Raw genomic sequence first — 12,418 nt, 5'->3', positions numbered from 1 at the left:
CAATGGATACTGTTCATTTTAAGATTACAAGGAAGCAGAAAGCCTTTATTAATGCCACTGCCGACGAGGTTATGTTCGGCGGCGCAGCGGGAGGCGGTAAGAGCTATGGGCAGCTAATAGATGCTTTTTTGTTTGCACTGAAATATCCAGGGAGCAAGCAGCTGATCTTGCGACGCACCTTTCCCGAACTTGATATGTCTTTGATTCGAGTATCACGGGAGCTCTATCCGTCTAATTTATACCGTTATAACGCGGCCAGACACGCGGGGGTATTTTTCAATGGTTCGCTATTCGACTTCGGCTATTGCGACACTGAACGAGATATATACCGATACCAAAGTGCAGAGTATGATGTGATCCGTTTTGACGAATTGACCCACTTTCCAGAGCACATGTATATCTATTTGCTTAGCCGCGTACGTGGCGCGAATGATTTTCCGAAACAGGTAAAGAGCAGTACAAACCCCGGTGGGGTCGGTCATACATGGGTAAAAAAACGATTCATTGATCCATCTCCCGCTAATATGGAATTTAAAACAAATAATGGCACGAGAATTTTTATTCCGTCTAAGGTAACAGATAATATCTTTCTTATGAATAATGACCCTGGATACTTGCAACGCCTAGATAATCTGAATGAAGATGATCGGCGCATGTTAAAAGATGGGGATTGGGATGTAAACCAGGGTGCGTATTTTGGAGAATTCACTCGCAGTATCCATGTTATGCCCCCGTTTGAAATTCCTTCGCACTGGCGTAGATATAGGGCGTTGGACTATGGCCTTGATATGCTGGCGTGCTATTGGATCGCGGTTGATATTTACGGGCGGGCTTATGTTTATAAAGAACTGCACAAGCCGGATGTTATTATCCCAGATGCCGCACGCATGATTCGTGAAATGACGGATAAAGACGAGCGGATAACCGCGACGTATGCGCCACCCGATCTAATGAATCGCAGGCAGGATACGGGCAAGAGCGTTTTTGATACCTTCGCGGAGAATGGTGTTCCGCTTGTTAAAGCCAGTAATAACCGTGTCCAAGGTTGGTATGCCATGAAGGAATGGCTGCATCCTTTCAAGGATGAGCTGGGACAAACGATAGCTGGGATTAGGATATTTAGTACCTGTATCAATTTGATTGAGGATATACCGGCACTGATCCACGATAAAAACAACCCGAACGACTGCGACACAGAGCCACACGAGCACACGCACGGCCCGGATGCGATCCGCTACTTCATAGCGGGCAGGCCGTCGCCTACACCGAAACCGAAAATTCAAGATGAGGAAAGGCCACGGAATAATATTCAATCTTTCCTGTCGTTCGGAACGTAAAGGAGGAAATAAAATGTTTGGACGAGCGCGAAAAGAGATTGGCGAACTACGGGTGAAACTGGCCGAAGCGGAGGCAGAAAATGCACGGTTAAAAATGGAAAATAGCAATCTGCGGCAGAATATCAGGATGCTAAAGCAGTACGAAAATCTGTTTTCGTATGACGGTACTCCCCAAATGAAGAATCTCGAAGGAGAGGAATAATGAGGAAGATCAGAACCGCTCCGGCAGAAGTATGGAGCGAGTATGAACACCTTAAAACGTACAATAACCACATCGAGTTGTACGAAACGGTGAAGCAGAACGAAAACTTTTTCATCGGTAAACAATGGGAAGGCGTTAATGCCCCAGACCTTGACAAGCCGGTAGTGAATATTCTAAAACGCGTTGTGGCTTACTTCTTGTCCAATATCGTTTCGGACGATGTTTCGGCCCGCATGACGGTGGGGAATGACGACGATTTAGTCGGCACCACGATTACGCAAACGATCTCGCAAGTGATCGAAAATACAAAAATGAAGGCCAAAAACCGTGATATGCTTCGGAACTCAGCCGTCGATGGAGACGGCTGTTTTTATATCAATTTCGACCCGGAGGCGGGGCAACAGGCCGATGAGAATAGGGTAGGCGGAGATATTGATATAGAGCTGATCGACAATACAAATATTCTTTTTGGGAATCCGCAGGTATGCGATGTACAGAAGCAGCCCTATATCATTATTTCGATGCGCAAAATGCTTGACGATGTTAAGGACGAAGCGGAGGGCAACGGGCTTCCTACAGATGCAATTACACCGGATAATACGGATGCACAGATTTTGGGAAGCGACTACGAAGATACGAACAAAATCACTGTGCTTTTAAAGTTGTGGAAGCAAAACGGTACAATACACGCGGTAAAAACGACACAGGGAGCAACGATAAAAGAGGACACTGACCTTGGATTAAAACTCTACCCGGTAGCGTGGATGCCGTGGGAAAAGGTAAAAAACAGTTACCACGGGCAGGCAGCAATTACGGGGCTTATCCCGAACCAGATATTTATTAATAAGCTCTTTGCTATGGGCATGGAACATGTGAAAAAGACCGCATTTCCGAAGGTTGTATTTAATCAATCGCTTCTGCCTGATGGCTGGAATAACCGCGTCGGTGAGGCTATACCGGTTCAGGGTGACCCAAATGTAGCGGTAATGTCTGCAACCCATGTGCCTGATATGTCAAATCAGGTAATGATGATGCTGGATAAGGTTATTGATTATACGCGGGATACGATGGGCGCTTCCGATGCTGCGCTGGGTAATATCAGGCCGGACAACACAAGCGCTATCATTGCGGTACAAAAGGCCAGCGCTATGCCCCTGGAATTGCAACGGATGAGCTTCTACCAGTTCGTGGAAGATGTTGTGCGAATTTTGATTGATGTGATGCGCGTTAATTTTGGCGTGCGTCAAATCGTCGTTGATGATGAAAACGGCAATAAGTCCCTTGTCGATTTTGACTTTGCGAATATCGGAAATTTAGAGCTACAGCTAAATGTAGATGTTGGAGCCAGCACCTATTGGTCGGAACTGATGAACGTTCAGACTGCGGATAATTTGTACACCAAAGGGATTATACCTGATCCGATAACTTATCTTGAAATCATGCCTGATGGATATGTCCCAAAGAAGCAGAAGCTTATTTCCAAGTGGGAACAATCGCAAATGCAACAAGAAATGCTTGCACAGATGCAGGCTGAACAACAGATTGGAGGAATGCCGGATGCAGCTTTGCCCCAAATGCCAAACGGAGCTTAGGATCACCAAGACCTACCTAGAGGTAAGTGGCGATCAAAGCCCGCTTACGCCAACGACAGTTATTCGGAAACAAGACAAGACCTGCAAAAACCGTAACTGCGAGAACTACAAACAAACGGTTTTTACAGAGGAAAACAAGATTTTCGAAAGCCCCAAAAACTGAATTAAAGCTGGGACACCAACAGCTTTAAAATACAATTTTAGCCGCGCTGCACGGGACACCAACGTGTAGGCGCGGCTTTTGCGTGGGACACCAACACGCAAAAGAAAGGAACAGCCATGGATGAAGAAATGATGATGAACGCAGGCGCAGAAGAAGTCGATGATGATTTCGATTTCTTTAGCGAGGAAAGCGAAGAAGGCGGTGATGAATCCGTAACGGAACCTACGGCGGACGATGCCGAAACATCCCCGGAGGAAGGGCCCGATGCAGGGGAAGCGGAAGAAGAAAATCCTGCCGCTGAAGATGAGCAGAAGTACAAGGTGAAGTTTAACGGGCAGGAGATGGAAGTCCCTGCGAGCGAGCTTGTGGCCTATGCGCAAAAGGGCATGAATTACGACCATATTCGGGAGGAACTGGATAAGGCTACTCCCGCTTATAGCCTACTATCTTCTGTTGCGGAACGTAGCGGTATGACTGTAGCACAGTACATTGAAGCTTATAACAAACAGCAGCAGGAGCAGCAGGTTCAAAAGAATATTAAGGCCGGCATGCCAGAAGAAGCGGCTCGAGAAATGCAACGGATGCGGGCAGAAAACGAAACGCTTAAACGGAAGGAATCAGAATGGACAGCCGAAGAACAGCGGAACAAGGAAGTCCGCGCTTTTATGAGTGCTTATCCGGATGTGAAAAAAATTCCGAAAGAGGTGTTTGATGTTTATTTCAATACCGGCGAACCTCTCGTTTCTGCCTATCAAAGATACGAGAACCAGCAACTAAAAAAACAGATCGAAACCATGAAACAGAACCAGGCAAATAAAGCCAGAGCAGTTGGAAGCGTTCAATCAAATGCTTCCGATGATGCAGATGACTTTTTAGCCGGGTTCTTGTCGTAATAGGAGGATTTAAATGGCAATTACTCTGCACGATAAGTACGCGAAACAAATTTCTACCATGTTCACCACGCAGTCTTTGATTTCGGGTCTGCTGTCCAATGAATATGATTGGTCTGGCGTTAAGACCGTTAAGGTGATGACCCCGCAGACTGTACCCATGAACGATTATACCCGCACCGGGGCTAACCGCTACGGTAGCCCGGTAGAGATGCAGGACATCGTTCAGGAAATGACCCTGACCCAAGATAAAAGCTTTGCCCTGACCATCGACAAGGGCAACAACGCTGACCAGAACGGACTGAAGGCAGCCGGGAAGATGCTCAAATTGCAGCTGGCGGAACGTGCCGTTCCGACTATGGACAAGTATGTTTTTGAGCAGCTTGCCCAGCTGGCCGGTACTGTCGTTGGCAATTCCACCGCGCTAGCGAAAAATACCGTTTGTGATCGTATTTCCGAAGGTACGCAGGTGCTTGATGATGGCGAGGTACCGCAGGAAGGGCGCACGCTGTTTGTATCCAATGCAACGTACAAGCTGCTCAAACATTCGGATGAATTCCTGGGTATTGATAAGCTGGGTGAAAAGGCGCTTGCTAAGGGACAGGTAGGCGAATACGACAACATGAAGGTGGTTAAGGTTCCTTCTGGTCGTTGGCCTGCAAATGTAAACTTCATGATTGTATACAAGAACAGCGCCACCGCACCCGTGAAGTTGAACGATACCCGCGTGCATCAGGATCCTCCGGGAATCTCGGGCAACCTGCTTGAAGGGCGGCAGTATTACGATTGTTTCGTGTTCGGGCCTAAGGCCGTTGGTATTTACGTTGAAGTTAATACCGGTTCCGGCAAGGGTACGGTTTGCTCTGGCCCCTCCATCGCGGAGGCTACTGGCGCAATTACCGTCGGCACCACTGGCGCTACGGTTAAGTACACCACGGATGGCACTGATCCGCGGTATAGCAATACTGCAAAGGTTGGTACGCAGGCCGATGTGACCGGTGAAGGTGTTGTAGTTAAGGCTTATGAATACAAAGCCGGTTGCTATCCCTCTGTAGTGGAGGAAGCCACTTTGACCGCGTAAGCACAACTGAATAGCATGAACACATGATGAAGGGCGGGAGGATATTTGAGCGATCTATCTTCCCGCCCTTTATTTTGTATAGGAGGCGGCTAATGAACGGACGAGATATTTACAGGGCTGCGTTGGCACAGATGGGCGAACCATTGACCAGTGAAGCCGACTATGAGGAAGATGTAGTCCTCGGGAAATTAAACATCATGCTTCCAAACTTGTTTGTGGTGAATAACCTAATGCGCGAAACGCGGGGCAAAGAGCGCATGGAGAATATCCCAGTTTTAACCAGCTTAGACGCAGAACAGATAGGTTATGAAGATGAGATAGAGCGGACTGTGCTTCCTTTTGGATTGGCAGCTATTTTGCTGCTTGACGATGAGGAAGATAATAAGGCATCGTTTTGCAACAACAAATATTATGAGGCTATCCGCGAATTGCAGTGCGTGCCCAAAAGGGCCATTGAAGATGTGTATTAAGGAGGTGGGCTAATTGGCTGTTGAAATACCGGTGCAAAAAACGCAAAGGTCGGTTATGAATGTTTCTTCTTTTAAGGGTATCGACCTTACTAACGCACCGGCAAACGTAGCGGCTGGGAGAAGCCCGAACGCGCCTAACATGATTCGAGATGTGCCTGGCAAGGTGCGAAAGCGCATGGGTTTCACTACGGTAGCCACCTATACGGATAAAATCAACGGAAGATATTATCTGAACGGGATCGAACTGCTGCATGTAGGCGATAAGTTATTTGCAGACGGCGAACAGGTCTATAGCGGTATGCAAAACGAACGTTCATCCGGCGTACAGATCAACGGGAAGATGTATATATTCGATGGGTTGAACGCGTTGGTTTATGGCGAATTTGATGAAAGCAATGCGGCCAAAAAGCTTTTGGACATTGCCTATGTACCTACGGTGGTTATCAGCCGGGAGCCGACAGGCGGCGGCACGGACTATGAGCCGATCAATCTATTAAGCCCTAAATGGTGCGAAATGTTCCGGGGCAATGGAACGGCAACGGACTATCAGCTTTCTTTTGATTCGCTGGACAGTACAGCGGTTCAGGTCGAGATGATGAACAGTGACGGGGAATGGACAGGGAAAACGGAAAATACGGATTTCACTGTAGACCGCGCAAAAGGAATCGTTCATTTTACAAGTGCGCCGCCGGAACCGCCGGTGGCTGGGCAGGACAACGTGAAGATCACCGCCAGCAAGACGCGTGAAGGATCTGCTGACAAGGTAAACAAATGCAATATCTGCACATTGTACGGGGTAAACGGTTCGCCAGATCGTATCTTTGTTTCCGGCAATCCTGATTTTAAGAATTACGATTGGTACAGTCAGTATAACGATCCCACCTTCTTTGGTGACTTATGGTATTCCGTGCTGGGACAGGATGATAGCCGTATCGTTGGATATTCCATTGTTAATGACATGCTGGCTGCGCATAAAGACCGCGCGGAGAACGGGCGCAATGTGATCCTGCGCAAGGGTGACATGGTACAAGATGGCGAAACGGAACAGGCTGCATTCCCGGTAACCGGGATGCTTCAAGGAAACGGCGCAATCGCACCACATAGCTTTGCATTCTTAGGGACTGAGCCGGTATTCTTGACTGAGCTTGGCGTATTCGCCCTAACGCCGCAGGATACGACCGGAGAACGTTTTTCACAAAACAGAAGCTTCTATATTGATAAAGCATTAGAAGATGAACCAAATAAAGCGGATGCCTACGGATTCGTGTATAAGGATATGTATTTTTTGGCTATGAACAGCGGCATCTATATCCTTGATGGTCAGGTAAAGACCTATGAAAAGGGCAGGCCATATTCCACTTATCAATACGAATGTTATTATTGGCCGGGCCTTAATGCACGGGTGTTGTGGGAAAGCGAAGATGGAGCCTTGTGCTTTGGAACTACGGACGGGAAAATCAATAAATTCGCTACCGATCCGGAAAGCATCACATCCTACAACGATAACGGGCAACCCATTGAAGCGTGGTGGGAAACGCCGGATTTCTCCGGCGAGCAGTTTTATATGAATAAAACCGTGCGTTATTTTGCAACACGGTTAGCGGCACACAGCCAAACTTCTTTAAAATTGTTCGGGCAGATAAAGGGCGCGTGGAAATTGCTGCGCGAGAGTATTACAAAAGCGCGTTATTTCTCATGGCCACAACTCACATGGTCTAAGTTTTCGTGGTCTGGCGATATGACACCGAAAACAATTGGCATGAAGATCAAAGTTAAGAAGGTGGATAAAGTACGGTTTAAGCTATATAACGCTGAACTAAATGAACCGTTCGGTATTTATGAGTATGCCATTGAATACCGGGAATCCGGAAAATATAAGAGGTGATAAAGTTTGATCGAAAAAATTACGGATGCGGATTTAACGGGGAAAGGCGTTGTTGGGCAACCTGATGTACCGGGGTTAAGCGCATTAGAGATGCAAAACAAGGTTGAGGAAATCCCTAGAAGCGTGATTATCCCCGCCTATAACGCCATGGTGGATGATTTGCAAAGCACGGCGGGGGGCAGCGGTGCGGCCAATGTTGGTAGTGCTCCCATAGAAGGGTTATCCGGGGATACGGTACAGGGCAAATTGGAAGCCGTAAAGGTTATCCTTGACCAGAAAGTTGCTTCAGAGCTAATAAAGAAAATTAGGATCAATGGATATAACCAAATGGAGTACACTTACGATGGGACTAACTTTTTTCCGATTTCGGCGGATGAATCAGGAACATCGAAGGTGCCGTATGTCCTTATGTCTCAGGGTCAAGATATACCGGTGTCGGAGCGTATCCCTAATACCCTGTACTTTGCAACACTAGAAGCGGGAGCGTAAGAATATGGCATATAGAAAAATTGAAATACAGGACTATAGCGGTACTATTTTTTACCCCAAAACCACAGCGGATATTGTTGTTACGAGCAACGGAGAAACGCTGGAATCGGTTGCAGCAAAGGCAAACGGAGCGAGTAACCCCAACCTGCTTGTCAACGGCGGGTTTGATGTGTGGCAGGAGCTGGAGAGCTATACATTTAAGGGTAATAGCTTGGCTGGTTACTGTGCGGATCAGTGGATGTTTTGGAGTTATGGTGATGGGTCAGAGGCCGCAACGATCACAAGGGTGGAGGATGGACTGCACGTTGCGTTAAATGGATACGCTGGGCATGCGTATGTGCATCAGACCTTCCCAGAGACAGAATATAGCAAAAAGTTGGCGGGGAAAACGGTCACCGTGTCTTTTGAGGCAACCATATCAGCCGCAGGTAGGATGGAATTTGCCCTAAAAAACAGCCTGAGTAATTTTGGCAATGTCAGCACGTCAGCCTGTGCGCCTAGTTTTGCGCTAAAAGTAATAACAGGCAATGGTGCAAGGCAAGCATATAGCTTATCTGGCGTTGTACCAGATAATATCAATGATCTATGTGTGGCGTTTGATTTCCGTGGGACAGATACACCTAACGCCGCTTATACAATCCACTGGGTCAAGCTGGAGGTTGGCGGCGCGGCCACACCGTATGTGCCGGAGGATAGCACACTAGAGCTATTGCGATGCCAGCGGTACTATCGGAGACCAAAAGATACAGTGACGACATTGCCGAGGATTACAGATAATCAATACCTACTGCTGGACCATTGGTTTAACGTGCCAATGCGCGGCGATCCAACCGTAACCTTATATGAGCCAGGCAATATTTACGGGCCAGGCAACCCGGAAGGGTATAAATTTGGCGATGAGGGTTGGGGAACGGCAAACCATGTTTGGGTTAAGGGTTACGACGACAGGACAGGATTTAAGCGCGTAAATGGCATCGGAGCGAACAACGAGAAGCTAGACAGCTTTTTGCTTGCTGACTCAAGTGGCGTGGCCGGTAATAGCTACTATTGCCACTACGAGGCAGACGCACGGCGATATTCATAGGAGGGGAAACGATGAAGGTATATGCAAGATGCAACGACGCAGGACTGGTGGAGCACATCTTCTCGGAGGTTTTCGAGGCGCCAGAAGAAACGGACCACCTGCTCAAAGAGGGCGAAGGGGACGAGTATGTCCATGTGCAAAGCCAATACCAGCTATATGACCAGTGGGGCCGGCACAATTATATCTGGGACGAGGAGACCGGCGGCATGCGGGAGCTGACGGAAGAGGAAAAGCCGCCCAAGCCAGAGCAACAGCCAAGCGAAGTAGAGGTTTTGCGCCAGCAAGTGGCTTCGCTGCTGCAACAGGTCAACATCCTAACGGGAGGTGCAGATTAATATGGATGCTCTGGAGAGAGCCCGGCAGACGCGCCGGGCTATTACTTTGTATACGCGGGATGTGCCCGACGAGCAGGCGGCGCAGATGCCCAGTCTGTTTGAGAAGTGGGGCGGTAGCGGCATGGCCTACAATGTCGGTGACCGGGTGCGGTACGAAGACCTGCTGTACAAATGCCTGACAGATCACACGTCACAGGATAGTTGGGCACCGGATGCGGCCCCGTCGCTGTGGGTGCGTATTGACGATCCGGCGATCGAGTGGCCGCAGTGGAGACAGCCCGCAGGGGCCCATGACGCATACGCCAAGTGGGCAAAGGTCAGTCACAACGGCAAGCACTGGATCAGTGATGTAGACGCAAATGTATGGGAGCCGGGTGTATCCGGCTGGACGGAGGTAGAGTGATATGGCATATCTGGTAGCGGTAGACAGTGGACACGGCATGGAGACGGCGGGCAAGCGCACGCCCAAGCTGACGCAGGACTTAGTGATTAACGGACAGACGGTACGCAGGGCTGGGGACGAAATCCACGAGAAGGAGTGGAATAAGGCGGTAGCGGAGGCGCTTATGTCGGCGCTTAACCGGTGCGGCATCGATACGGTCAATGTTAGTCCTGATACGTATGATGTTGCTCTATCGACGCGGGTAGCGACGGCGAATAACGCGGGGGCTGACATCTATATCTCAGAGCATTACAACGCGGCCAAGGGCGTGTGGTGGGACGGCGGCTACTTTGTGGCATTTTATAGCCAGTATGCCAGCGAGGCGACAAAACGCCTTGCGGCGGCGGTCTGTGCAGAGCAAGCTAAGGTGGTGCCATGGCCCAGTAATGGGTATGTGACGGATGTATCCTATGGACAGGGTAAATTGTATGTGCTACGGCACACCACCATGCCCGCAGTATTATTTGAGACCGGTTTTATGGATGTGTGGGAGAGCGCTACGCGTATGCTTGACCCGGCCTTTGTGCAGGAGGTAGCCGAGGCCCAATGCAGGGGTATCTGCAATTACTTTGGTGTGGGATACGTCGCACCGGACGGTAGCGCCACGGCCCCAGCACCGGAGCCGGAGCCGAAACCCGAACCGGAGCTGCCGCCCACGATCCGCAAGGGGAGTAGCGGCGCATGGGTCAAAAAGCTGCAAGAGCTACTTTTATCGCTGGGTTATGTGCTACCCCGTTATGGCGCGGACGGCGACTACGGGGATGAGACATACTATTCCGTGCGGCTATTCCAAGAGGTCAACGGTTTAGTGGTGGATGGCATCTGTGGCCCCAAGACCTGGGCGGCGCTGCAAAACGGCGGCAAAGGCCCGACGTGGCCGACGCTGCACAAGGGCGACCGTGGCGAGTTTGTAAGGTACATGCAGTATCGACTTAACTACCATAGGGTGGCGGTGGATATTGACGGCATCTTTGGCGCTAAGACGCAGGCGGGCGTGATCCTATTCCAAAAGGCGCATTGTAGCATGGTAGATGGGATTCCCGGCGCGGAAACGTGGGGGTTACTGAAGGGATGCTAGAATTCATCGCAAAATACTGGCTGGAATTTGTTTTCAGTCTTGCAATCTCTGGCCTTACAGTATGGTTTCGCCGGATCAGCGGTAAGGTAAAAAAGCAGCAGGCCGTAAACAATGGCGTAAAAGCCCTATTGCGTAACGAGATTGTACAGGAATACAACCGTTACAGCGATAAGGGCTTTTGCCCTATCTATGCCAGAGAGAATATCGAAAGCCTTTATAAAGAGTACCACGAGCTGGGCGGAAATGGAACGATAACTGAATTGGTCGGGAAGCTCCATAGCTTGCCGACAGAGAAAGAATAAGGAGGAATAGCAATGGATTTTGCAAGCATTTTAATCCCAGAATTTGTGGTTTTGGCCGCTTTTCTGTACGGCCTTGGGGCCGCTATGAAAGCGATCCCTAAAGTGCCGGATTGGTGCATACCGCTAACGCTATTGATCTGCGGCATGCTGATGGGACTTTGCTATGGCCCATTTGCATTAAGCGGGCAGAGTTGGCCCTATTACCTGATGATGGGCGGCGTTGCGGGCTGGTCTGCCGTTGGGCTGAACCAGACCATTAAGCAGATTGCAAAGAGCGACAGCGACGAGGATTCGGAGGTGGAATAGTTGGCAACGAACCCTTATAGTATTCAAACCGCAGCATTAGAAAAGATGTATAACGACCAGCTGCAATCTTATAGAGATGCGCAAGCAGCGCAGGAAGCACAGCAGCAGGCCCAAACGCAGCAGACCATTAATAACCTTGAGGCCGAACGCCCTAAAATTAACGACCAGTATAAATCCTCTGCGGCTCAGGCATACGTAAATAAGATGATTCAACAGCGCGACCTTCCCCAGCGGATGGCCGCGCTTGGTTTAACTGGCGGCGCATCGGAAACATCTCAATTAAAGCTAAACACCATGTACGGCAACAACATGAACGATCTAACCAAGCAGAGGGATAGCAGCACTAACGACATGAATCTGCGAATTGCAAACGCCCGCGCAGAGGGCGATAATGCGCTGGGTACGATCCGCAATAACTTTGCCTTACAGATGGCACAGGCGCAAGCGGAATATAACGAGCGCTTAGCCGAAGCAGAACTACAGCGCCAGATTTGGGAGGCTGAACAGGAAGCAGAGCGGCAGCGTGCAGCGGCGGCAGCGGCGGCTGCAAGGTCTAGGAGTTCTAGTTCTTCTGGCAGTAAAAAATCCAGCGGGAATAATAATTCAGCTTCTTCTGGTACGGCTACCAAAAACGATCAATATACTTACAAAGAACAGTATGATTATGATATGTATTTAGCTAAGCATGGGTCTGGTAAAGCGCAGGCTGGAGCGATTGAGCGCCTTAGAAAAGCTGGTGTATCGATTTAAAATGGAGGATTT

General features: G+C 49.2%; 15 protein-coding genes. All 15 read left to right on the top strand.

The genetic code is table 11. The features are described from left to right. The first annotated feature begins 2 nt into the window (after positions 1 to 2). Positions 3 to 1,337: a terminase large subunit domain-containing protein gene (locus H8699_RS02140; RefSeq protein WP_249284275.1), complete on the top strand. Its 1,335-nt coding sequence runs from the start codon at positions 3 to 5 to the stop codon at positions 1,335 to 1,337. A 13-nt stretch (positions 1,338 to 1,350) separates the two neighbouring features. After that, positions 1,351 to 1,539 (top strand): hypothetical protein, encoded by a 189-nt coding sequence (locus H8699_RS02135; protein WP_249284274.1) that lies wholly within the window; start codon positions 1,351 to 1,353, stop codon positions 1,537 to 1,539. After that, a complete protein-coding gene (locus tag H8699_RS02130; RefSeq protein WP_249284273.1) occupies positions 1,539 to 3,131 on the top strand; it encodes a hypothetical protein in 1,593 nt (530 codons plus the stop codon). Before H8699_RS02135 ends, H8699_RS02130 begins: the two co-directional genes overlap by 1 nt. A gap of 279 nt (positions 3,132 to 3,410) precedes the next feature. Further along, positions 3,411 to 4,187, top strand: coding sequence for a hypothetical protein (locus H8699_RS02125; RefSeq protein WP_249284272.1), 777 nt, complete (start codon positions 3,411 to 3,413; stop codon positions 4,185 to 4,187). A 13-nt stretch (positions 4,188 to 4,200) separates the two neighbouring features. Next, positions 4,201 to 5,265: a N4-gp56 family major capsid protein gene (locus tag H8699_RS02120; RefSeq protein WP_249284271.1), complete on the top strand. Its 1,065-nt coding sequence runs from the start codon at positions 4,201 to 4,203 to the stop codon at positions 5,263 to 5,265. Between the two features lie 92 nt (positions 5,266 to 5,357). After that, positions 5,358 to 5,735, top strand: coding sequence for a hypothetical protein (locus tag H8699_RS02115; RefSeq protein ID WP_249284270.1), 378 nt, complete (start codon positions 5,358 to 5,360; stop codon positions 5,733 to 5,735). 13 nt (positions 5,736 to 5,748) lie between these two features. Beyond that, entirely contained in the window at positions 5,749 to 7,620 is a 1,872-nt protein-coding gene (locus H8699_RS02110) for a hypothetical protein (RefSeq protein ID WP_249284269.1), read from the top strand. A 6-nt stretch (positions 7,621 to 7,626) separates the two neighbouring features. Then, positions 7,627 to 8,109: a hypothetical protein gene (locus H8699_RS02105; protein WP_249284268.1), complete on the top strand. Its 483-nt coding sequence runs from the start codon at positions 7,627 to 7,629 to the stop codon at positions 8,107 to 8,109. 4 nt (positions 8,110 to 8,113) lie between these two features. After that, entirely contained in the window at positions 8,114 to 9,193 is a 1,080-nt protein-coding gene (locus tag H8699_RS02100; protein ID WP_249284267.1) for a hypothetical protein, read from the top strand. An 11-nt stretch (positions 9,194 to 9,204) separates the two neighbouring features. Beyond that, positions 9,205 to 9,528, top strand: coding sequence for a hypothetical protein (locus H8699_RS02095; RefSeq protein ID WP_249284266.1), 324 nt, complete (start codon positions 9,205 to 9,207; stop codon positions 9,526 to 9,528). Next, the gene (locus tag H8699_RS02090) at positions 9,518 to 9,931 is read left to right on the top strand and encodes a carbohydrate-binding protein (RefSeq protein ID WP_249284265.1); all 414 of its coding nucleotides are present in this window, start codon (positions 9,518 to 9,520) and stop codon (positions 9,929 to 9,931) included. Before H8699_RS02095 ends, H8699_RS02090 begins: the two co-directional genes overlap by 11 nt. Position 9,932: 1 nt before the next feature. Beyond that, positions 9,933 to 11,048 carry an N-acetylmuramoyl-L-alanine amidase gene (locus tag H8699_RS02085; protein ID WP_249284264.1) on the top strand — a complete coding sequence of 372 codons (1,116 nt, stop codon included), beginning with the start codon at positions 9,933 to 9,935 and terminating at the stop codon, positions 11,046 to 11,048. Next, positions 11,042 to 11,350, top strand: coding sequence for a hypothetical protein (locus tag H8699_RS02080; RefSeq protein WP_249284263.1), 309 nt, complete (start codon positions 11,042 to 11,044; stop codon positions 11,348 to 11,350). Before H8699_RS02085 ends, H8699_RS02080 begins: the two co-directional genes overlap by 7 nt. Positions 11,351 to 11,362: 12 nt before the next feature. Further along, complete coding sequence (locus H8699_RS02075) at positions 11,363 to 11,656, top strand: phage holin family protein (protein ID WP_249284262.1); 294 nt, start codon at positions 11,363 to 11,365, stop codon at positions 11,654 to 11,656. Continuing rightward, a complete protein-coding gene (locus tag H8699_RS02070) occupies positions 11,657 to 12,406 on the top strand; it encodes a hypothetical protein (protein ID WP_249284261.1) in 750 nt (249 codons plus the stop codon). Positions 12,407 to 12,418: the final 12 nt, after the last annotated feature.

Source organism: Luoshenia tenuis, from assembly GCF_014384745.1.
GTDB lineage: Bacteria > Bacillota > Clostridia > Christensenellales.
Note: the sequence above shows the minus strand (reverse complement) of the source record. Positions and strands in the feature narration are given on the sequence as shown.